25 protein-coding genes and 1 other annotated feature are annotated in these 22,475 nt (G+C 38.5%); of the genes, 10 read left to right on the top strand and 15 right to left on the bottom strand.

Translation table 11 applies throughout. From position 1 onward, the window contains the following. Positions 1 to 114 precede the first annotated feature (114 nt). The 7 genes from FBF83_RS16510 to FBF83_RS16490 form a co-directional block, all read right to left on the bottom strand. Positions 115 to 1,554 (bottom strand): NADP-dependent isocitrate dehydrogenase, encoded by a 1,440-nt coding sequence (locus FBF83_RS16510; protein WP_136948246.1) that lies wholly within the window; start codon positions 1,552 to 1,554, stop codon positions 115 to 117. Between the two features lie 269 nt (positions 1,555 to 1,823). Further along, entirely contained in the window at positions 1,824 to 2,399 is a 576-nt protein-coding gene (locus tag FBF83_RS16505) for an SCO family protein (protein ID WP_136948245.1), read from the bottom strand. A gap of 199 nt (positions 2,400 to 2,598) precedes the next feature. Continuing rightward, on the bottom strand, positions 2,599 to 3,057 hold the full coding sequence (locus FBF83_RS16500; protein ID WP_136948244.1) for an NUDIX hydrolase: 459 nt from the start codon (positions 3,055 to 3,057) through the stop codon (positions 2,599 to 2,601). A gap of 9 nt (positions 3,058 to 3,066) precedes the next feature. Next, on the bottom strand, positions 3,067 to 3,969 hold the full coding sequence (locus tag FBF83_RS16495; RefSeq protein ID WP_136948243.1) for a cation diffusion facilitator family transporter: 903 nt from the start codon (positions 3,967 to 3,969) through the stop codon (positions 3,067 to 3,069). 338 nt (positions 3,970 to 4,307) lie between these two features. Beyond that, entirely contained in the window at positions 4,308 to 4,457 is a 150-nt protein-coding gene (locus FBF83_RS21000) for a hypothetical protein (protein ID WP_169525570.1), read from the bottom strand. A 29-nt stretch (positions 4,458 to 4,486) separates the two neighbouring features. Continuing rightward, entirely contained in the window at positions 4,487 to 4,609 is a 123-nt protein-coding gene (locus FBF83_RS21325; RefSeq protein WP_255436204.1) for a hypothetical protein, read from the bottom strand. A 106-nt stretch (positions 4,610 to 4,715) separates the two neighbouring features. Then, the gene (locus tag FBF83_RS16490) at positions 4,716 to 5,006 is read right to left on the bottom strand and encodes an ArsR/SmtB family transcription factor (protein WP_169525582.1); all 291 of its coding nucleotides are present in this window, start codon (positions 5,004 to 5,006) and stop codon (positions 4,716 to 4,718) included. Positions 5,007 to 5,321: 315 nt separating this feature from the next. On the opposite strand from FBF83_RS16490, the gene ctaG reads away from it, so the two are divergent. Next, positions 5,322 to 6,227, top strand: a complete 906-nt coding sequence (gene ctaG, locus FBF83_RS16485; protein WP_136948241.1) for a cytochrome c oxidase assembly factor CtaG — start codon at positions 5,322 to 5,324, stop codon at positions 6,225 to 6,227. Positions 6,228 to 6,626: 399 nt separating this feature from the next. Here the strand turns inward: ctaG and FBF83_RS16480 are convergent, their stop codons facing one another. Further along, positions 6,627 to 7,118: a hypothetical protein gene (locus FBF83_RS16480; protein WP_136948240.1), complete on the bottom strand. Its 492-nt coding sequence runs from the start codon at positions 7,116 to 7,118 to the stop codon at positions 6,627 to 6,629. 153 nt (positions 7,119 to 7,271) lie between these two features. Here FBF83_RS16480 and FBF83_RS16475 point away from each other — a divergent pair, with 153 nt between their 5' ends. After that, entirely contained in the window at positions 7,272 to 8,006 is a 735-nt protein-coding gene (locus FBF83_RS16475; RefSeq protein WP_136948239.1) for a TraR/DksA C4-type zinc finger protein, read from the top strand. A gap of 39 nt (positions 8,007 to 8,045) precedes the next feature. Here the strand turns inward: FBF83_RS16475 and argS are convergent, their stop codons facing one another. Beyond that, complete coding sequence (argS, locus tag FBF83_RS16470) at positions 8,046 to 9,734, bottom strand: arginine--tRNA ligase (protein WP_136948238.1); 1,689 nt, start codon at positions 9,732 to 9,734, stop codon at positions 8,046 to 8,048. Between the two features lie 66 nt (positions 9,735 to 9,800). Further along, positions 9,801 to 10,014: a binding site (T-box leader), on the bottom strand. Positions 10,015 to 10,076: 62 nt separating this feature from the next. Then, a complete protein-coding gene (locus FBF83_RS16465) occupies positions 10,077 to 10,265 on the bottom strand; it encodes a hypothetical protein (RefSeq protein ID WP_136948237.1) in 189 nt (62 codons plus the stop codon). A 248-nt stretch (positions 10,266 to 10,513) separates the two neighbouring features. Between FBF83_RS16465 and FBF83_RS16460 the strand changes: the two genes are divergently transcribed. From FBF83_RS16460 to FBF83_RS16450, 3 genes are read left to right on the top strand one after another with little or no spacing between them, the layout of a single operon-like run. After that, on the top strand, positions 10,514 to 12,037 hold the full coding sequence (locus FBF83_RS16460) for a spore germination protein (RefSeq protein WP_240688137.1): 1,524 nt from the start codon (positions 10,514 to 10,516) through the stop codon (positions 12,035 to 12,037). Beyond that, on the top strand, positions 12,024 to 13,112 hold the full coding sequence (locus FBF83_RS16455; RefSeq protein WP_169525568.1) for a GerAB/ArcD/ProY family transporter: 1,089 nt from the start codon (positions 12,024 to 12,026) through the stop codon (positions 13,110 to 13,112). The genes FBF83_RS16460 and FBF83_RS16455 overlap by 14 nt, the downstream gene beginning before the upstream one ends. Further along, entirely contained in the window at positions 13,109 to 14,242 is a 1,134-nt protein-coding gene (locus FBF83_RS16450) for a Ger(x)C family spore germination protein (protein ID WP_136948235.1), read from the top strand. The genes FBF83_RS16455 and FBF83_RS16450 overlap by 4 nt, the downstream gene beginning before the upstream one ends. A 13-nt stretch (positions 14,243 to 14,255) precedes the next feature. Here FBF83_RS16450 and FBF83_RS16445 read toward each other — a convergent pair whose 3' ends face one another. Next, positions 14,256 to 14,570, bottom strand: a complete 315-nt coding sequence (locus tag FBF83_RS16445; protein ID WP_136948234.1) for a hypothetical protein — start codon at positions 14,568 to 14,570, stop codon at positions 14,256 to 14,258. A gap of 136 nt (positions 14,571 to 14,706) precedes the next feature. On the opposite strand from FBF83_RS16445, the gene FBF83_RS16440 reads away from it, so the two are divergent. Continuing rightward, complete coding sequence (locus tag FBF83_RS16440; protein ID WP_084006653.1) at positions 14,707 to 14,874, top strand: YfhE family protein; 168 nt, start codon at positions 14,707 to 14,709, stop codon at positions 14,872 to 14,874. Between the two features lie 76 nt (positions 14,875 to 14,950). On the opposite strand, the gene FBF83_RS16435 is transcribed toward FBF83_RS16440, so the two are convergent. Beyond that, positions 14,951 to 15,598 (bottom strand): N-acetylmuramoyl-L-alanine amidase, encoded by a 648-nt coding sequence (locus FBF83_RS16435; protein WP_136948233.1) that lies wholly within the window; start codon positions 15,596 to 15,598, stop codon positions 14,951 to 14,953. Positions 15,599 to 16,028: 430 nt separating this feature from the next. Here FBF83_RS16435 and FBF83_RS16430 point away from each other — a divergent pair, with 430 nt between their 5' ends. Beyond that, positions 16,029 to 16,610, top strand: a complete 582-nt coding sequence (locus FBF83_RS16430; RefSeq protein ID WP_136948232.1) for a metalloregulator ArsR/SmtB family transcription factor — start codon at positions 16,029 to 16,031, stop codon at positions 16,608 to 16,610. Positions 16,611 to 16,640: 30 nt separating this feature from the next. Here the strand turns inward: FBF83_RS16430 and FBF83_RS16425 are convergent, their stop codons facing one another. Further along, positions 16,641 to 17,693, bottom strand: coding sequence for an ABC transporter permease subunit (locus FBF83_RS16425; protein WP_136948231.1), 1,053 nt, complete (start codon positions 17,691 to 17,693; stop codon positions 16,641 to 16,643). Between the two features lie 22 nt (positions 17,694 to 17,715). Next, positions 17,716 to 18,573 (bottom strand): ABC transporter permease subunit, encoded by an 858-nt coding sequence (locus FBF83_RS16420; RefSeq protein ID WP_136948230.1) that lies wholly within the window; start codon positions 18,571 to 18,573, stop codon positions 17,716 to 17,718. 147 nt (positions 18,574 to 18,720) lie between these two features. On the opposite strand from FBF83_RS16420, the gene FBF83_RS16415 reads away from it, so the two are divergent. The 3 genes from FBF83_RS16415 (at position 18,721) to FBF83_RS16405 (ending at position 21,157) form a co-directional block, all read left to right on the top strand. Next, complete coding sequence (locus FBF83_RS16415; RefSeq protein ID WP_136948229.1) at positions 18,721 to 19,668, top strand: hypothetical protein; 948 nt, start codon at positions 18,721 to 18,723, stop codon at positions 19,666 to 19,668. Beyond that, entirely contained in the window at positions 19,649 to 20,527 is an 879-nt protein-coding gene (locus FBF83_RS16410) for a protein-glutamine gamma-glutamyltransferase (RefSeq protein WP_136948228.1), read from the top strand. The genes FBF83_RS16415 and FBF83_RS16410 overlap by 20 nt, the downstream gene beginning before the upstream one ends. A 93-nt stretch (positions 20,528 to 20,620) precedes the next feature. Further along, positions 20,621 to 21,157 (top strand): GNAT family N-acetyltransferase, encoded by a 537-nt coding sequence (locus FBF83_RS16405; RefSeq protein ID WP_136948227.1) that lies wholly within the window; start codon positions 20,621 to 20,623, stop codon positions 21,155 to 21,157. A 36-nt stretch (positions 21,158 to 21,193) separates the two neighbouring features. On the opposite strand, the gene FBF83_RS16400 is transcribed toward FBF83_RS16405, so the two are convergent. After that, complete coding sequence (locus FBF83_RS16400) at positions 21,194 to 22,468, bottom strand: MFS transporter (RefSeq protein ID WP_136948226.1); 1,275 nt, start codon at positions 22,466 to 22,468, stop codon at positions 21,194 to 21,196. Positions 22,469 to 22,475: the final 7 nt, after the last annotated feature.

Below are 22,475 nucleotides of genomic sequence, written 5' to 3'. Positions count from 1 at the left end.
ACAATCTGGGATTCTTTTTGTAGTGTTTGCAGGATTCTTCAATTTATCCCGTTGGAATCTACTCAGCTATAAAAAAACACAAAAAAACACGCCATAAATGGCGTGTTTACTACTCTATTGACCTTGTGCTAAGGAGTAGGCTATCTTATCGTCAAAACGATAAAGATTCTCGATCTTAATCCAGTCTAGCTCTTCAGCTTCTATACGTGATAATAACTCTCTAATCTCAGTTTGTGTTTCTTTCACACCTTTAACTGGCTGGAAACGACAGCGCCAGTGATCAGATAGGAACGTTTCAGAGAAACCGTTCGGATATACTTTTACACCACGATTCGTCATCATCACAAAATCATGATTACTTCCAGCTGCGCGCTCAAGCTTCTCAGCAATTTCATCAATCGTTAATGTATTGTTGAATAGAAAAACATCTGTTCCATCAAGCTCACGCTCTGGAACATAATTTGGACGAATGTTCTTTTCAGCTTTCTCCATCGGTTCCTTACTATATGTGACAGGCTCAAGAGTTGAAGGCGACTGTCCAAGTCTTTCAGCGACCGCATGAGCGAATTCTTTCGTTCCGACAGCCTCTTTTCCTTTTGCCATATCACCAGTCAAAACGCCGTCCTCAATTGTTTTCAACCAGGCGTTATGAACCTTCTCTGCCGCTTCAGGCTGACCAATGTGAACGAGCATCATAATCGCACCATGTAAAAGTCCTGATGGGTTGGCAATTCCCTTACCAGCTATATCAGGAGCACTTCCGTGAATCGCTTCAAACATTGCAATCTCATCACCAATATTAGCAGAGCCTGCTAGTCCTACACTACCTGCGATTTGTGCTGCAATATCCGATGCAATGTCCCCATAAAGATTCAATGTAACAATAACATCAAATTCCTCTGGAGAGTCAGCGATTCGCGCCATTCCAATATCAACAATATAACTATTGGATTCAATATCAGGATATTCTGCAGCGATTTCTTTAAAGACCTGGTGGAAAAGACCATCACTCAACTTCATAATGTTGTCTTTAACAAGGCATGACACTTTCTTGCGATTGTTCTGTCTCGCATACTCAAAAGCGTGACGAATAATACGCTCAGATCCAGGACGGGATATAAGCTTCAAACTCTGAACCACATCAGGTGTTTGCTGATGCTCAATTCCAGAATATAGATCTTCTTCATTCTCTCGTACAATGACAAGATCCATATCAGGATGTTTATTCTCAATTACCGGATGATAGGATACACAAGGGCGAACGTTTGCATAAAGACCCATTGCTGTACGAATCGTTACGTTCAAGCTCTTGTAGCCCCCACCCTGCGGTGTTGTAATTGGCGCTTTCAATAGCACTTTTGTTCGGCGGAGTGAATCCCATGCTTCCTGAGGAATACCCGTGGAATTCCCTGTCAGGTACACTTTCTCCCCTACATCGATAAATTCAGGTTCGATTTCAGCACCGGCCTGTTCTAGAATATGCAATGTAGCTTCCATGATTTCTGGACCTATTCCGTCTCCGGTAGCTACTGTGATTTGACGCTTTTCTGCCATGATCTTCTCTCCTTCTCTCTGGTCTATAAGGACACATCGAAAAAGCAGGTAAACTCCAAATGAGCGGTTACCTTTTTCTACGATAGCAATATCCCCTGCCATTGGAGCAACTAACCCCATATTAGTAGGATAAACCAACATTTTGTTATCGCTTTCCAAAGATTATTATAGAAATCCTGTTCTTTTTTGTCAATTTAACAGAGAATATAGCGATTAAGCTTCACAGTCTACCTAATAGAAAGATCAGCCCTTTTATAGAGCTGATCTCACTATTGCAGTGCTTTCACATCGTTAATGATTTCTTCATACGGAACATTGGAGACACCAGAATATTTCTTTACTACAACACCCTCTTTATTAACGAGATAGAAAGCAGTCCCATGTGTAAATTGATCAGAGTTAGGATCTGGTAAAGCGAGTGTTTGAAAACTGTTTTGAGCAAACTCCTGAATTTCATCTCCACTATAGCCAGTTAGAAAATGCCAATTGGAAAGATCAGCATCGAATTTTTCTGAGAAGGCAACTAACTCATCTGGTGTATCACGTTCAGGATCAACTGAAAATGATACAAACTCTGCATCGATATCTGCTTTCTTAAGCTTATCCTGAAGCTGAGACATATTGGCTGTCATAGGCGGACAAACCGTTTCACAATTTGTGAAAATAAAATTGGCGATCCAGACGTTGCCTTCCAAATCATTCAGGCCAAATTCGCTATTTGTGTGATCGGTGTATGTAAACTCTTCAACCTGCCAATCAAGATCGTCTGGAACATCTTTTCCACATGCTGCTATGATAACAAGCATACTCAGTAAACCTGTTAGAAATAGTAAACGTTTTCTCATTACAGTGACCTCCAGTAGATAAATAATAATATGCTTCCTCTACCTTATCTTAAAAGCACAAAAGTTACCACAAGATTACAGGTTTGGTTATGAGCATTTCTTGAACGGAAAAAGCCTGAACCATAGCGATTCAGGCGTGTTCTTGTTTCTCGTCACCAGTTTGCAGGGAAATCGTTTGGATTCTATCAATAAGTTAGCTTTAACGTTCTTGTAGATAACCTAATTCCTCTAGTACTGTCCTGTGATTAGGGTTAATGTCCTTGGGAAGCTTTTCGGGATCGAAATACTTTACTTTAGAAACTTCCTCATAATCCAGCTTAAAGTCCTCAGGCCCACAATTAGCTGAGTATACTGCAATGACACTATATACTTCATCACCATTTGGATATTGATAATAGAGTTTTTCACCTGAAAGAATCGATTTGAATGAAAGATTCTTAATTGAAACACCGAGCTCTTCAAACGTTTCTCTATGAGCCGTTTCTTCAAATGATTCTCCTGGTTCCATAAACCCACCAGTTAGCCCCCAAAGCTTATTATCCGTGCGCTTTTGAAGTAATACCTTATCATTATTTTCATCAAAAAGTAGAATAGCAACACCAGGTAAAATCAGGGGTCGACTACCAACTAATGATCGAACCTCTTTAATATAATCCATAACTCCTCCTCAACGAGGCTTCTTATTAGCCTGATCATCCATACAACAAACTTCGTCCACATAATCAACTTGTATAGTTAAGTGTTGTAAGTTCAACTCCTCAACAAATTCCTGGATTTGTTGTTTTATTTTTATAATCTCTGCTCGAGATAATGAATCTTCCACAACAATATGTGTACTTAACGCATTTTGTTCCCCATCAAGTGACCACAGGTGCGTATGGTGAGTTGATACGATACCTGATAGAGACGCAATTTTCTTTTTCACTTCTGTGAAATCAATGTCTTCTGGTACAGCCTCTAGAAAGATCATAAGTGTCTTCTTAAGGTTACGAATAACGTTATACAGTACGTACACAGTAATCATAATGGATAAAATCGGATCAAGTATCGGTAAATCTTTAAAAAGTAGAATAATACTTACAACTAGTACCGCAACCCACCCAAGAACATCTTCAAGAAGATGCCATGTGACAACTTTTTCGTTCATGGATTTCCCACGTTGAAGTCGAAGTACAGCCATACCATTCACTGCTATACCAAGAATAGCGAGAATTAACATTCCACCTGCTTCAATTGGTTCAGGATCAAGTAGACGTGGAACCGCTTGTGTAAGAATAAATAGCGAACCGCCTATTAGAATAATACTATTAATCAATGCCCCTAATAATGAAAATCGTTTATAACCAAAGGTAAAGTTCTTATCTTCGCCTTTGCCATCTGCTTTCTTCTGCAAATACCACGAAATACCTAGTGAGAGCGAATCCCCAAGATCATGAAGAGCATCAGAAAGAATGGCCATACTATTCGTCAATAATCCCCCAATAATTTCAATCATTGTGAAGCCGAAATTCAGAAAGAAAGCGGCGCGAATATTTTTGACGGAATGGTTATGATCATGATGATGACCCATTGAATTATCTCCTTTATCAGTTAGCCTTCCTTCTTATTAGAACGCTCTTTTCTAAAAGATTGTTGCTTTAGTAAAGGGGCTTGTACAAAAGCCACACTTTGCTGATTGTAGCGGAAGGTGCTCGACTCCTGCGGGATTAGCGGCAACGGAGTATCTTGAAGCGGAAATCAACCACTACTCTTATAATAAAAGCAACAATGTTTACGAAAACAGCCTAATAGAAAAAGCCTTTTCGATGTAGCGAAAAGGCATCTCATCCATTACTAAACGCCCATACCCAGTAAATAACTCCCCATACCGCACTTAGCACAAGTAAGAAGATAAGCAGACGTATATTTTTATTTCTCATCTCTTTTTAGCTCCCCCTGCTCATTCTGTTCATTCAGCCTTTCTTTTCTTTTCATCATGTACAAAAAGAAACCAAATAAGCCAAATACAACAAAAAAGAGCAAAGTTGACATATAAACAAGGATTGAACCTATATCCATTGCCTGTCCACCTTTCCTTATTAAATCAATTAACCACTATACGATAAATAAATAGAGAATGCGCCAATAACGACCATCGTTATAAAAGGCAGAATAAATGCTAGGAAAATAACCGCGGATTCCGTTTTATGTTGCTTAATTTTAGTTAACACGAAGCAAATCCCCTTTCCGTCTTCCCCCAATTATAACGACCTTTCACACTCATGATTAAGATTTTATTGAACGTTTCCGTACGATTCTACCATACAAATCCTCATCCTAGTCATGACAAGCGTGATGAATTGCCTGATGAAGTAATGCCATTACGTGTTGATCATCCGGAGAATAAAAAATACTTGTCCCTGATCTTCTAAATTTAACCAATCGTAAATTTTTAAGAAATCTAAGCTGATGAGATACCGTGGACTGAGATAGATGCAATTTGTCAGAAATTTCACTAACAGCACACTCTTTTTCAGCAAGTAAATTTAGAATTCTAATTCGTGTCGGGTCACCAAGCGCTTTAAACGTCTGAGAAACGATAAAAAGTGTTTCTTCATCAAGATCCATGTCTTCTTTTGTTATATCATGTCTCTCGTTATCCAATATTCTTCCCCTCCACATTATTATATGAACACTTATTCATATAAGTCTGCTGTCATTGTATGAAAAACCAGCTCTTTTTGTCAACTCCATAACCGGTTACCTGTCACTATTCCTTCACACTTTCTTACCTAGCTTCCTTGAGTTAGAAGACAAACCTTCATACAATAGAGATAGTCATCTCTTCTCTTTAAGTAATAGGATGACAGAGCCTCATATGGTATGATGAAAACGTTACTCATTTACTGTCAGGTATTATGAAGATATATGGAGGTGTTCCTTATGTGGGAACAATTATCGAGCACATTTTCTTTTTCTGCTCTCTGGAGTCCGGTAATCTTAACAATAGCTCTCCTCATTGCCGGTTTATATTTACTACTTACAGGACCTTTAAAAAGTAAATTTAAAGATTCTGCACCTTTTCCTGTTTATAAGAAAATCTTTTTCTTAATAGGTGTATTCATCTTTTATATTGGTTTTGGTGGACCACTATCGTTAATGGGGCATTTGTTACTTAGTATTCACATGTCTGAAATGGCCATTGTATATTTAATTGCTCCACCACTAATGATTGTCGGAACGCCAGCGTGGCTAATTCGCCCGATTTTGAACATTAAATTTGTTCATAAATTAGTTAAGTTTTTCACTTTCCCGATTATTTCATTACTATTGTTTAATGGATTATTCTCTTTCTATCATATTCCCGAAATCTTTGATTATTTAATGGTGCATTATACAGCACAAGATTTCTACAAAGCCGCACTTGTTATCTCAGCATTTGCAATGTGGTGGCCACTTGTTTGTCCTGTACCCGAATATGACACCTTATCGGGCGTAAAGAAACTCGGGTATATCTTTGCAAATGGTGTACTTCTAACACCAGCTTGTGCATTAATTATATTTGCTGATACACCTCTTTACGCGACTTACACAGACCCAACAGTATGGGCAAATGCAATGGGATATTGTGTACCAAATGGCACTATTGTCTCCCCAGAACTCTTTGCCCAATTTAAACCGCTCGGCATAATGGAAGACCAGCAGCTCGGCGGCATTATTATGAAAATCATTCAAGAACTCTCATACGGTACAACACTCGGCTATATCTTCTTCCAATGGTCAAGAACTGAACGCCTAAAAGACGACGAAGAACTACAATCCTCAGAATTCAGACTTAATGAGATCTAATGAAAAGCGGAAGTGGTCGGTTAGAACCGGCAGTCACTGGAGCTTACCAAATTGAACACGCTTTTTGTGTTCGAGTTGGTGAGTGAAGTGACCGAGGGTCTGGCCACTGCAGCTAAATCTAATGAAAAGCGGAAGTGGCCGTTAAGGTCCGAAAAGCGCTGGAACCTTTTAACTTGAACACGTTCTTTGTGTTCGAGTTGAAAGGTGAAGCGACTCGAGGACCTGGCCACTGCAGCTGGATCTGAAAAGCGGAAGTGATCAGTTAGAACCGGCAGTTACTGGAGCTTACCAAATTGAACACGCTTTTTGTGTTCGAGGATCACGAAAAGCGGAGGCGTTCGTTTAGCCTCGATAAACTGGAGCCTTTCAAACCATATAATTAGGGAAAGCCGTGAATCACTATTCACGGCTTTTTTCTATCGGTCGAGAAAAACGAATTAATATTAAGCGTACAAAGAATCCAACAGCTACGCCAATCGCAATACCCATAATTGGAACAAACGTAGGAGGAATTAAATAATCATACGGAAGTTTATTTGAAAAAATAACACCAACAGTTGAAAAATACGCTCCCGCCACAAAAGGTAAAGATAAATAAACTGGCGGCTTTTCACCATTCTTTTCGATTGCCCTAAAGTAGCTTTCGTATATGGCAAACATATAAACACATGGATAGAACATCGCCCATTCATAATTAGTGACAAGAACCGCCTCATTCGACTTTCCCTGAAAGCTATATAAGATATTCATATTTAAACTTGATTTTACATTTATGACGAACTCTAACAGTATAAAAAATGCACCTCTAATGTACATTTTATTAATGATTTGTCCGAACCCTGGAAATGCAATACTCCATAGAAGAACTTCTAACGGATAAACCTTCCTCACCACTTCACCACCGCTTCTTCTCTACTTATCCCTTAGTTTTACTTTTTCCATATTTCTGGAATACAATGCGACTCACATGGAATTATTTTCAGAAGTAGTGATTTTCTTTTTGTCTCATACTACAGATAAGATGAAAAGAAAGGAGATAGACCAGTGCTAACTACTGATCAACTTAGGTCCTTTAAGAAAATTATCCAGAACCGAATAAAGGAAATTAACCAAGAAATACACAATAATGACGATTTTGGCGTTTCTCAATCGTTTGTTCAACATTCAACAGGCGAGCTTTCAAATTATGACAACCATCCTGGTGATACAGCTACAGAGCTATACGAACGTGAAAAAGACATCTCTTTAAGTGAACATATGAAACGAGAACTCTCAGAATTAACTAATGCTTTACAACGTATTGGAAGTGGTAAATATGGTATGTGCTCAGTATGTGGAGGTGACATCTCTGTCGAAAGACTTGTTGCTATTCCAACTGCATCAACGTGTGTTGAGCATAGTCCTTCTCAGGAGACTTCAGTTAATAGACCTGCCGAAGAGGACTCATTGAACCCTCCATTTGGTAAATATGTTAATGATACAAAAGATGCGAACTTTTTTGATGCGGAAGATTCCTGGCAACGAGCTGCAAGGTATGGAACCTCAGAAACACCTTCTGATTTTAATGAACAACAAATGAGTTATGACAGTATGTACATTGAATCGCATGAACCTTATGGATATGTTGAAGAAATTGAAACCTTCCTCTCAGCTGATCTTGATGGCAAGCCTACTGGAGTCATTCCAAACAAGGCTCATGAACATTATGAAGACGAGCTAGATGATTATGAAGATCAAGTTAATAACGGAACAATTGAAGATACTGACCTTAACTATTAAACAAATAGTGCCCTGATCATACATGATCAGGGCATTTATCTACATTTCTTCAGGTGCGTGCAACCCGAGCAATCTCAGTCCTTCAGTCAAAACAATTGAGACAGCCGAAACGAGTTGAAGTCTTGCTTTCAAATGTGTATCATCGTCCAAAATGCGAATTTGACCATAATATTTGTTAAACGAACGAGCTAGCTCCAGAACATACTTGGCAACTTGTGATGGGTCGTATTCTTTTGCGGCTCGCTCAACCGTTCGCGGAAATTCGTTAAGACGAGTAATAATCGGCCACGCTTCTTTATCCTTTATTTGTTCAAATGGCTCCCCTTTTTGAAAGTGACCTTTACGAAGGATAGAGCATGCGCGTGCATTAGTATACTGTACATATGGCCCAGTCTCTCCTTCTACTCTTAGCATGTCTTCAAGAGAAAAATCAATGTCGTTACGACGATCATTTTTTAAGTCATGAAATAAAACAGCTCCTACGCCAATATGCTCAGCAATGATCTGTTTATTTTTCAATGATGGGTTTTTTGAATTAATGTTCTCTTTCGCAAGATCAATGGCGTTATTTAAAACCTCTTCAAGTAGAACGACTTTTCCCTTTCTCGTCGACATCTTCTTACCATCTTTTAACATCATCCCAAACGTAATGTGATACATTTGTTCCGCCCATTCATAACCCATCTTTTTTAACACTTCAAACACCTGTTTAAAGTGAAGGCTTTGTTCATTCCCGACTACATAAAGGGCCTGACTGAAGCCATATGTCTCATAACGGTATAGAGCGGCTGCTAAATCACGCGTTGCATAAAGAGTCGCTCCATCCTTCTTTTTAATTAAACACGGTGGAAGGGTATCATCATTAACCTCCACAACCATAGCACCTTTGGATTCAGTGAGAAGGTTTTTCTTTTCAAGAAGCTCCACCACACGCTGCATTTTGTTGTTGTAAAACGCCTCTCCATTCGTTGAATCAAAAGTAATTCCCATTAATTCGTAAATACGATTAAACTCCTTAAGAGATTCCTCTCGAAACCACTTCCACAAAGCCACGGCCTCCGGATCCCCTTCTTCTAGGGATTTAAACGCCTTTCGACCTTCATCCAGAAGAGCTGGAGTCAACTCCGCTTCTTCATGAAATTTAATATATAGAGCAAGCAACTCTTTTATTGTATTTTGACGCACTTGAGTTTCATTTCCCCACTTACGATACGCTGTAATTAGTTTACCAAACTGCGTTCCCCAATCACCTAAATGATTAATTCGAACTGGACGATATCCACTTTTTTCAAGGATAAGTGCTAGTGCATTTCCGATAACAGTCGAACGCAGATGCCCCATCGAGAATGGCTTTGCTATATTCGGTGATGATAAATCTATTGTTACGGATCCGCCGTCTCCTATATTGGAGGATCCGTAATAATTCCCTTCCTCTAAAATCTTTTTCACAACTTCAGAAGCTACTAATCCTTTTTCAAGAAATACATTGATATAGGGTCCCACAGCCTCTACCTTTTCGAAGATTGGAGTATAAATTCGAGTGGCCATGTTCGTTGCTATTTTGTTAGGTGCTGTTCGTTGCACTCTAGCGAGATCAAAACACGGAAACGCATAATCACCAAGCTCCTCATGCTTCGGTTTTTCTATTCGTCGTATTATTTCTTCCTTGGTTAATTGTTCATCACAAGCGACATACAATTCTTGTGCAAATAATTCTTTATACTTCACATCTTGACCTCCTATAATGGGATTCACGCGGTCCAACTTGATGATACAAAAAACCTCCGTCTCTATAATAGAGACGGAGGTTAACCCGCGGTACCACTCTGATTGCTCGACCAGATGGCAGAGCCTGCTTCACTCGGGTAACGGGGAGTCCGACTGATCCTACTTCATTCAGAACAGTATCTTGAAAGTCCGGTTCATGCTTGCTCAGATTTCGGGCTCTCACCTTCCCCGAATCGCTTTATTCTGCTACAAACATTACTCTCTTTCGCATTGACGATATCATTATGTTAGTAATCATTATAGACAATTATAGGAAATAATCAATCATTCTTAAGAAAAAAACTATTTTGAACTTGAATGAACTTTCACTTGTTCAGCATCTGAAAATCCTTCTTCATACGCCTCTCGATAGATAGACGTCATGTACATAGACACAAGCTGTCTTATTTTTGGTTCAACATTGACGACCTCCAAATGCTTCATACACCGATCAACTGCGAGCTTTTCCTTTTGGATATTTTTAATCGTCATTGTAAGAACCACCTTCCGTAAGTCTGTTTATCTTATTATATATTAGATAAACAGACCATGTACACAGGTTATACATTATAAAACTTTATTCTCATAAAAACGATACAAAAGACTACTAATATATAGCATTCTACATTTTGCGCACTAGACTTTAGACCTACATTTCAACAAAATATTACACTATACATAAAACCTCAATTTATATAGCAAACTATATGGCAATCATGATTATTTAAGGAGGATGCGTAGTGAGACGTGGTACACGAAAATCAGCTCGGAATAAGCCATATCAAATCCCCACTTCTGCTGAATCCCATGATGCGTTTTGGACTATTAAAGAAAATCAACAGTATCTAAAAGAAGCCTTTTATCATACACAAGACCTTAAATTCAGAGAAATTGTTATACAGAATGTGCCCTGCTTACTCTGTTATTTAGACCCCTTAGTGGATGAAGATAAACTGCAAAGAACCATTATGAAGCCCCTAATGGAACGAAATAAACTAAACGTTGATCATATTGTTACTTCAAAAGAAATTCGCATATCGAAAGATCTTCTTAAAGCAGTTTCCGGACTCACCAAAGGATTTGTCGTTTTTCTAACTGAAGGCGTTCAGAAATTCTATTTATTAGAAGCATTTTCAGCAGATTCCAGAACTGTGAAAGAGCCTGTTAATGAGCAAGTCGTAAGAGGTTCTCATGAGGGATTTGTGGAGAACATCATGCAGAATATCCAAATGCTACGTCGTAGAGTTGAGAACCCAAATTTAGTTGTAAAATTTTTCAAAGTAGGAAGAACAACAGATACAAAAGTTGCCATTGTTTACATACAAAATCTTGCGAATCCTGATTTAATAAGAGAGGTTGAAAAGAGGATTAACGCCATTGAAACAGATTCCATTCAAACTCCCGGCTATGTAGAGGAGTTTATTGAAGACGACCCTTTTTCACCTTTTCCACAGATGCTTAGTACTGAACGCCCTGACAGGTTAACCGCTCATATCATTGAAGGAAGAGTTGGCCTGTTAATGGAAGGCAGTCCATCTACCCTCATCATGCCTGTAACATTTTTCTCATTCTATCAGTCACCTGAGGATTACAATAGCCGCTGGTATATTGGCTCTGTCTTACGAATAATCAGAATCACGAGCTTTATCTTTGCTCTTGCATTACCTTCAATATACATTGCTACGGTTTCGTTTCATTCAGAAATTCTTCCTGCTGAGCTTATTTTAAATATTAAAAGTTCGCTGGAAAATGTTCCATTCCCTCCGTTAATAGAAGCTCTAATTATGCAGGTTACTCTCGAACTACTAAGAGAAGCAGCCATCAGGCTTCCGGGTCCGATTGCCCAAACAATTGGTATTGTAGGTGGTTTGGTTATCGGAACAGCTATTGTTGAAGCAAATCTCGTATCAAATATGATGATTATAATCGTAGCCCTAACTGCTATTTCATCCTTTGCTGTCCCATCATACGAAATGAGTATGTCTATTCGACTTCTTGGTTTTCCTTTGATGTTGTTATCTGCATCTTTTGGATTTATCGGGCTAGTATTCGGGTTATCGTTGATCTTAATTCATCTTTGCGGATTAGAAACATTTGGCACACCCTATTTCTCTCCACTCGCACCTTTTCGATTTAATGAGCTCAAAGATTCCATTATAAGACTCCCACGATGGTTGCTTGGAAAACGCCCAATTGATGTCAAAGCCCAGGAAGAGAGACAGGAATGGTTTTCAAGAAGGTGGAAGCGCAATGAAGACGAATAATACAATCAATTCGACGCAATTGTTTTTTATCATTTTTCAAACGCAAGTAGGAGTTGGTGTTCTCTCATTACCAACTTCTCTTTATGCTGGGGCGAAAACGGATGGATGGATTACACTTTTAATTACAGGTGTCATTATTCAGGGTATCATTTTCATTCTGTACCTACTAAGCAACCGATTCCCTTCATCCACTTTGTACGAATATGCTCCAAAAATCGTTGGGAAGTATATCGCATTCATTCTATCCTTACTATACATTGCATTTGCAATCGCAACAGCTGTCATTGTTTTGGAACTGTTTGAAACAACGATCAAAACTTGGATTCTTTTTCGCACCCCAATGCTAGCGATTTTGTTACTTCTTACTATTACAGGGACCTATCTTGCAGTCGGCAAATTAAAAGTAATGGGAAGGTTTTATCAATTTGTATCAATCCTCATTGTTCCACTCGTTATCATGGCAGCTTATACATTAAAGGATGCTGATCTGCGCTATATTTTACCTATTGGTCAGAATGGAGTAGGAACAATTCTAAAAGCAACTCAGAAGGGGATTGTGTCAATGCTGGGATTCGAGATCCTTCTCTTTGTATACCCATATGTACAGGACAAGGGAAAGGCAGCATTGAAAAGCGCAACGCTAGCGAACATTGCTGTAACTAGCTTATATGCTTTCCTCACCTTTACTACCTATGTTTTTTTCAGTCCAAAACAACTCGAAATGATTCCAGAACCGATTGTGTATATGCTGAAAGGTGTTTCTTTTATCATTGTGGACAGAGTGGATTTACTTTTTCTTTCGATCTGGATTGTTTCTGTTATGACGTCTTATGCTTCCTATCTCTATATCGCTGGCAAAGGACTTCAACATCTTACCAAAAGAAAAAAAACAACTGGCCCTATCATACTAGTCGCTGTAATTGCACTTGTTTTGTCTTTGTTTACTCATGATCGCTATACCATAGAAGTCATAGCTGGTTATCATGCAAAAGCGAGTTACTTTTTCGCATTAGGCATCCCTATCGTCCTCTGGCTAATTAGTATTATATTTAAAAAGAAAGAGGGAGCGTTATGATAAAGAAACTATTTCATACTATTCTTATCGTTTGTTCCACTCTCGTACTAACATCTTGCTGGGATCAAGAATTGTTAAAAGAATCAAAGTTAGTGTATGGGGCTGGTTTTGATTATGAGGAGAATAACTTGATACGAACAACCTTCGTCGTTCGTAACCTTGGGATACCAGTTAGTCAAGGGGGCGTATACTCGAATCGCGTTGTATCTGTTGTCGGGAGTTCTTCACGTGATACAAGGTTACAAATGGATCGAATCATTTCAAAGCAACTAAGTGCATCAAAGAATCAACTTCTCCTCCTAGGAGAGGAAGTTGCCAAGCACAACATTGATCATATGTTAGATATTTTATTTCGAGATCCCAAAAGTCCTCTGGATGCAAGAATAGCAGTCGTAGAAGGTAGAGCTTTAGATATGTATAAACTTGATCATATTGGCGATACCCTCATAACAGAGTTTACGACAGATTTAATTAAAGGAGCAGAAGACAAAACAGAAGCCACAAAAATGACTGTTGAGAAAGCTTTTCGTTACTCTTTAGACGAGGGTCAAGATTACGCTCTACCCTATATTTCTTATAACCAAGAAGTACAAAGCCCTGAGTTTGATGGGTTAGCGTTATTTCATCACACCACTTTTACAGGTGCTACACTCTCACCTATGGAATCGAAACTACTCCTATTAATGAACGATAATAAAAGTAGTCAAACTAATATTATAGAAGCTCTTGATAATGATCCAGATAATGGGTTTCTTACGAATACAGTAACAATTAGCGTACGCAAATCCTCACCAGACATGGCCTATTCTTTCCAAAATGGTAAATTAGACAAAGCTGTCATCAATCTTGAAATTATAGGAAACATTGCAGAATATCCTCAAAATCATCTGATGGAAAGGAGCCAAGTAAAAGATATTGCTGACGAATTATCACAAAGACTAACAGTAAGAGCTAATGATATTTTACAAAAATTGCAGGAAGCGAACTGTGACTTTCTTGGAATTGGTCGTGATATGAATGCCTATCATCATAAGGTATGGAATTCTGAGAGGTGGGAGGATGAATATAAAGAAATCAAGCTAGAGGCAAAAGTTAAAGTGGAAATTGATGAAACAGGCATTATTAAATAGAACGCGAATGTACTTATTCGCGTTCTATTCGTTCCATCTCTTCAATTGTCGGTTCCTTTGCTCCGTACCATGAATAGTGCACGTTGTATATCTCACCTTCTTGAACAAGGTGCCAGCTCATTTTCTCTTCCATTAACAATTCTTTAGCTTCCCCTTCACCTTCCGGTTGAACAAATACGTAGTAATGGTGATCGGTCTTTTCCTTTTTAATCACTTCACCACGCTCAATATGCTCTTCATGTACATACGTATACCTTCCAATTACAAATAGGCTAATAAGAGTTACGATACTTGCTATAATAATGTTTAGTATTCTTTTTTTCTTCATAGTGCCTCCGCAAATTAATTGATTAATTATAAGGTACCACAAATATGAATCGTTTAACAAAATTACAACTGTATGTTTAATGAGATTTTCACACGGGTACCCAAATTATAAGAGACATTATAAGGAGGAGTTACAAATGGCTAAGAATTCTCAATATCAACCAATACACGAGAGCGGTTTTTCATTAAGTGACGCTCAAGAGGTAGCATATGCGAAAGAATTTAAGAAAGCAGATATCGCAGGGGGCATTCGTAAGCCGAAAGTGAAACGAGCTAAAAGTGAAAACCCTGATCTACTTAAATAATTCATGAAAAGAGTCGTGCCGTGCACGGCTCTTTTTAGTGCCTTTAAAATAAAGTAAAAAAGACTAACCATTATGGTTAGCCTTCTTTTTTCACAAATGCCTCATACCCTTTTTGTTTTAACTCCCCGCATAGTTTCTCTGCTTTATCTTTAGCATGAAAAGCACCAGCTTGAACAACATAGAGTGAATTTTTAACACCTCTTGTATACTTTACTGCAGCAAGTGCTGCTTCCTCTGCCAGTTTGAGACGAAATGAACGAACGTTTAACTTCTTTGTATCAACAGAAGAATCTATAAATCCATATTCTACAATGATTGTCTCTACTGATCCTGTTAAGCGATGCATGTAATAATAATCGCCACCTGCTCCTTTTCGCGAAAACACTCGCCGTACCGGCATACCTGCGTTCATTAATGCATCTGCTGTCTGATTTGCCAAATTACTCTTTGAATAGATCGAATGGATAACTTCAGCCCCGCTCCCCCCACCTGCGTTATAATGATTACTAATACATACCTTTGCCCCTGATTGCTTTACAAGAGCAACTCTTTTTTCTGGTGGTAACAGTAAATCCCTTTCCCTTGTCACCAGACACTGTATACCTAATTTTCTCAGAAAGTGATACTGATGTATCGACACTTCAAGTGTCCAGTCTTTTTCGATTATGCCATGTCCTTTTGCTCCTGGATCCGCCCCACCATGACCGGCGTCAATAATAATCATGAACCCTCACTCCTCTCTTCAATTAAATCTCTTGTTTAATCTACTTGAACTAACGTCCTCCCTCCTACCTTATATATCGAATGAAAAGAGGAAAAAGGGGCATCTATAATAAATTTTTTAATACTATCGCAACTTTATAGGTGTAGATTCGGCATTCTAATGGTCCATTTTCGTAAATATTGTTGCTTTTGAAAGAATTTTTATATAAAAAACCACACTTAGCTAATTGGAGCGGAAATTAACCCACACTTATAGCAACAATGTATACGAAAAGAGCCTTTAGAAAAGTGCCTTTTAATAAAAGGCGTTGAAGGAATGAAGGAATGAGTCTAAGGATAAAATGATTAAATTTGAAAGTTTTGACAAACCACATAAGTTAGACTATCATCTAATTAGATTATTATCTAATTAGACAACAGGAGGTAGCCTATTGCAGTTAAACAGATTAGTCAATTTTCATAAAACACTCGGTGACCCAACTCGAATACGAATTCTTACGTTACTTGCGACAGGTCCTCTCCACGGACAAGCAATCGCTGGCAAACTTGGGTTAAAAGCACCTACCATCACTCATCATATGACTAAATTAAGAGACACTGGCATCGTTAACCAACGTAGAGATAAAAACACCATCTACTACCACATTGACGAGAAGAAATTCCGCTCTTATTCTGAAGCCCTATCTAAAATGCTTTACCAGCCTGAACATGATAAGGAGGACGATTCATTGAAAACGCAAACGCAAGCAGTGGTGAATAATTTCATAGCAGCAGATGGTACCTTAAAACATCTTCCTTCTCAACGAAAGAAAAAGATCATTATTCTTAAGCACTTGATCAATGGTTTAGAACCAGGGAAAAAGTACCCTGAGAAAGAAATTAATGAGTACATTAAAAGGTTCCATCCTGATTTCGCGACAATTCGTAGAGAATTTATTATTAATCATTTTATGTACCGCGAGAATAACATTTACGAACTAAACCCGAAGGAAATGTGGGCAACAATCGAATAAAAGCACAATCCCTGATTGTGCTTTTATTTCTTACCTGCTTGCAATTTTGCGCTGAATATATGAATCGCTTCTATCGTTAATAAAAGAAAAAGAATCTTGATTGACGATTGCTTCTTTATTTTGAACAATTGGTTTTCTTCTCCGCACGCCACTCTCACTCTGCCTTTCCATTGCCTGTTTAAAACCCTCTAAAGCAAAATTCACCGCTAGAATGACCAACACAAAAAAGAGAATAGGAATAAGCGGAATCCACGTTTCGTATGGAAGAAATTTAAATGTATGGCCGATTAGTCCTGACCATTCTGATGACACTGAAAGATATTCATTTCCTAATAGAGGATCATAATTAAAGAATGTCCCGCCAAAAAATAATTTCAACAAACCGAGATGAAGTAAAAGGATTAGCACATTCACCATTTGTTGAAGAAAAATGAGAACCATTCGCGGACCAAGATGTGGGAAAATGTGTTTGTACAGAATATGACTTCTTGAGCCTCCCAACGTTCTAGCCCCTTCAATAAACTCCCTCCCCCACACAGCGTTTGTCTCGTTAGATATTAACGTTGTCGTTGTAGGAATCGCAACGGCGGTCAGAATAACGACTTCAAAAATAACACGCTCTACAAAACTATATTGAAAAGTCCCTTCCATCCCGTTTTCCATTAAAACACCTCTTAAAATAAAATAACTCAATAAGGATATTGGGATATATTGCATTGCATCAACTAAGCCTGAAGTACTTCTTAAAGTTCTTTGCAGATAAGTGCCTGCAAGAACCCCTCCTATAAATGAGAGCGCCATTCTCATTGAAGCAACTATAAAAGCAATACCAATCGTATATTTAGCGCCAATTATGATTTGCTCAAATAAATGGTAGCCGTACTTATCGGTTCCAAATGGTGGAACCTGTGCAGGTGAAAGAGGAGAACGGTCAATCAATTGCCCGTCATCATTGTAATACATTGAGGTTTGTGGAACCTGATCATGAAAAACTAAGGAATAATACAAACTGCTACCAAAAAGAATGAGGACAAAGAGTGTTCCAGAAACAAACATCGGATTTCGTAGTGCATTTCTCAGCATTTTATCTACCTCCACTCATTCTTTATAATAGTGCCTCTTCTTTTGAAGCTCGTTCCGCTAGTCCTTGATAAATACTCAGAACGATAAAGATCGGGATAAATAATAACAAGGCACTGACCGTGAAAATTTCGGGTGTTGGATGTTCATAAATGAAACGGATCAAGCCATTAAGATTAAACACAAATTCCATAATAAATAAGTTAGAAAGAGCAAACCAGACTATTGATTTTGAATGAAAGTAGATTGATAAGATCGCGTTTCGAAAAACGTGAAAAAGTAGGATAACTGATGATTCTATCCCCTTTGTCCGAGCTAATGTTACATAAGGTCTTGCTAATTCCTCTTCAAACACGAGAAGCATAATTCGGTAGAATAGAAAAGTTGGCAACACTGAGAGGACGAGAATTGGCATTGTGTAAATCCGATCAAATGCCGCTACATCCATTACGAGAATGTTGGTTTTTTTATAGATCCAGATGACTGCGATTTGAACCATCGCAAGAATACATACATCCGGTAGTGACTCCACTATGAACGCTATTCTCCTGAATACTTTCTGAAGTGGTGCAGGAAGATGGAGAGTAATATATGTAAGTAAGAACCCCACTAGAAACGATAAAGCTAATGCACCAAACAAAATCACTAATGAATAAGTTAGGTATTCAAATATAGTAGGAAATAATTGATAGATTTCATCACCTGAACGAAAAGTCAGCTCTTCATAATGAATCAGTTTATCAATCGTAGTGAAAAGTCTGTTCACATACCCTGAGAAGGTAAGATTCATTCCATCGAACAAACCAGGTATGGCACCAAGAAGAAGAACACCTAGAAAAGCTCCTATAAACTTCAATCCAATATGTGTTACTTTTTTCCCCATCTCTTATCCCCCTTTTATAACCTCTTCAATATAAAGACGATACTAGTCCCTAAAGGTTTCTGTTTGATGGTTTTTTTATTACCAGTGATGATTTGTCTTCTATAGGAATACGATTTAAATAGCGGACTTTAGAAAGGAGGATACACGATGAATCCATCACTTTCCTTGGAGACAATCCGGAAAACAGAAGGAATTAAACGACTTGAGAAGCATGTTTTTGAACTCATTCAGCATGATAAGAAGTTGACTGCTACCCATCTTAATGATGAAAGTCTCACCTATTCAACCCTCTATATTCTTTCTTCTACAATTCGTGAGAACGGAATGATTAAATATCTTTCAGATCGGAATAAGGTTGCACTTGCTATTCAACAGGATATTTTGGCAAAGGAACGTACACCTTCTGCCCCATTTCCTTATTCAATCTGTGATCTCCCACAATTCGTTCATTCCGTTCTCAGATGGATGGTGGAAACAGGTTCAGTAGATAAATTGAATGCGAGATATCGTCTTGTTATTGACAGATCAGCAGGATTGCTTACAACGATTTATCAGGATCCTACTGATATCCCTCTTGTATCCGACTTACTATTTAAAAGGAAAGAGGATGATCATTCTACCCACTACTTAACATGTGCGTATTTCTCGTCTAGAAATTTTTCTAGCCTCCTCCCTATAGGTGAAAAATTACAATCACCTTCTCAGAAACAAGTAGCGTTTGCAAGTGAGCTTCTTCACTTTGTAACTGGACTCGATGAAAGTACCGACCGCTATGCATATTTCAGAAGCTGGTATGAAGAAAATCTCCCATACCTTTCTCCTAATGAAAATAACTACGAAATGACTGCTGAACTCTCGCCTTATGTGGTGGATTATTTCGCGAAATATAAGGAGCAGCGCAGCACACAATCATTTGAACGACATGAAGATCTAACATTTCAATCGCTTTCAGAAGACCTTAAAGAGAATTTAGCAGATTTCTCATACAAATTAAGGAGGAAATCTCGTGAAGAATGGAAGGAGTGGATGAAGCGACCTCTAGATGCTCAGATTAGGTTGATTGAGGAGGTTCAACATGATCATTATAGGAGGTAGTGGAAAACAGAAGGAAGAAATTATGAATGCAGGGTTACAAAGCCCACTGGAGCAGACAATTCTTAACGTGATGTACAATAGTAATTTCAACTATTCGTTTCGAACACTTGAAGCTTTATTTTTTGAAGTCCGATTTCGAGTTGCTATCACAGAAAGCTCGCGGGAACTCTATTATAGCGGTGTGCAATTTGCGGACTTCTATCGTTCACACTGCAATCCAATGTTCTGGCAGCTACTTCCAGATGGTGCTTTTCAACTTAAGATGGGCGTACCAGCTTCAGAAGCTGTTCTAGATATCTACCGAAATGGAAGGCTATACGCATTCGAATGTGCTACAGCGATGATCATCATTTTATATCGGGCAGCCATTAAAATGATTCCTCCTCAACAATTTAATCGTTTGTTCGCTAATATTCGTTTATGGGGTTGGAAGTTCGATCAAGATTTACAAATCGTGCATAATATCCCTCCCGATTATCTACCAGGTGATATTAGATACGTGAAGAATCCAGACGTAAACCCTCTCACCCCTGAATGGCAAGGCGAGAACGTTGTTGACTTAGGAGATGGGACTTTTTTTGGTCATGGGTTAGGTTTTCGACCACTACAGGGAATGATTGAAGCACTTGCATTAAGAAGACGCCCTGGCGCCACTCGCATGCCTTATTTAATGCTTCCTGCAACAAGACCTGGCTTTTCTTATCTGTATCAATTCACCTATAACCGAACAGAAGACAGTAGAAAAATCATCCTTTTTGATAAGAGCCTTAAACGCTCTACACTTTCAATTGAGGATTATGAAAACAATCAAGATGAATTTATTAAGAATTTTATTACCGTTCGCTTTCCAAAACCATAAGCACTTGGATTCGGGCTTATAACATCGCCATAAGCCCTCTACACCGTCTTTTCTTCTGCATATGCTATGGAGAATGGATGGTGAGAGAAATCAATGCAGTCTTTTCCTGTACTTCACACAAATCGACTGACGTTAACAGCTCTTAAAACAGATGATTTGGACTCCCTTTTTTCAATTTTTTCAGACCCTCTTGTTACTTATTTTGATGGTGGGAAAGTAATGAAAACTGAAACACAAGCTCTTCACTACATTAATGCATATAAAGATGTGACATCTATTTCCACCACAAATGCAATTAGGTGGGGAATACGATCAAAAGAATCCATGGATTTAATTGGCACAGTTGGTTTTCAGAATTGGAATCGCACATCTTCTAGAGCAGAAATAGGCGCTATTCTTTCAAGAGGTTTCTGGCGAGATGGATACGGTTTAGAAGCAGCAAAAGCAGTTATTACCTATGGATTCGACCACATGCGCCTTCACAAAATATATGCCCAAACAATTGAGGATAATCGTGCAGCTGTTATACGTCTTGAACAATTGGGATTTCAAAAAGAAGGCACATTTCGAGATCATGTCTATTTAAGAAATAGGTATTATCATGTTCTTGTTTATTCCCTATATCAATAGAAAACGCTCCTTCCGGATACCAGAAGAAGCGTTTTATTATGCTGTCTTTTTTGGTGGAGGAGATAAAAATGCGGCAAAGGTTCCCAGGATAGGGAAGATTAATATAATTAAGAGGATTTCGGTATAGCCTCCAAAGACATCATAAGCAATACCAAACGGAAGAGGTCCAAAAGCCGATCCAATGACCATCGTTGTCGTAGCAATTCCTTTGATACTTCCAAGATGCTCTCTTCCAAAATAATTTGGCCAAATAATATTTAATGAAATGCGTTCAATTCCACCTATGATTCCCCATAGAACTGCGAATCCAATAGCAAGAATATACGTATTCACCTGTGTTAGTAATAAGATAAAAATCATCTGACCGATAAAGGACAATCCTAGAACAATGTGTACATTCACTCTTTCTAGAATAAACCCCGATACCATTGTAACCGGGAAACCTACAATGGCCATTATACTTAGAATAAGGGCAGCTGTGCTTCCTGGAACTCCCTGTTCACCTAGAATAGAGAACAAGTGAAAGGTAAGCCCTGTATTCACAAGGGCAGGAATACTTACACAAAAGAGAATAAACCAGAAAGCCCTTGTTCTCATCGCTTCTTTCACTGTCCAATTCGTTTCAAATCCTTCGTGCTCTTCCTCCAGCTTTTCTTCCCTACGTTCTGCTAATCTCTTTTTAGAAGCCGCATTATCTGGAAGAAGTCCAATGTCTTCAGGCTTATTCTTCACAAGAAAAAAGACAATAGGTAGGAAAATAAGCACGAGGGCTGAGCCAAGAATTCTCCAAGCATTCTCCCATCCAAAAGAAGCAATTAACCATGTGTTTAATGGTGGGAATGAAGCTGAACTTAAGAATCCACCAATCGCCATAAAACTAAGAGCACGACCACGTTTAACGACAAACCACTGTGGCACAAGGGTATTAGGAATTAAGGTCATGGACCCCTGACCAAATAGACGAAGCATGAAAAAGCCAATGAATAGCATAACTGGACCAAGTACAAAGCTATTCCAGAAGCAAGCAACTGCAAGTAATGATCCAATCGTCAACATCATTCGTCTTTGCCCATGTTTATCTACCATTCTTCCAACAAGAAATAAAAGCAGACCTGCTGCAAGAGTAGCTGAAGAATATATACCAGATACGAGTGACCTACTCCACCCAAAGTCTTGAATATAGTAATCAATAAAAACAGATACTGCGTAAGTTTGTCCAGGACCTGAGAAGAAAACACCTACTGCAGCTGCCAGGACAATATACCACCCATAGAAAAAGGGCGAGTTCTTTTGCAATGAAGATTGCGCCATCCAAAAA

This window comes from Guptibacillus hwajinpoensis, from assembly GCF_005144865.1.
Lineage (GTDB): Bacteria > Bacillota > Bacilli > Bacillales > Guptibacillaceae > Guptibacillus > Guptibacillus hwajinpoensis_A.
The sequence above is the reverse complement of the archived record's forward strand: the minus strand, read 5'-3'. Positions and strand labels throughout refer to the sequence as shown.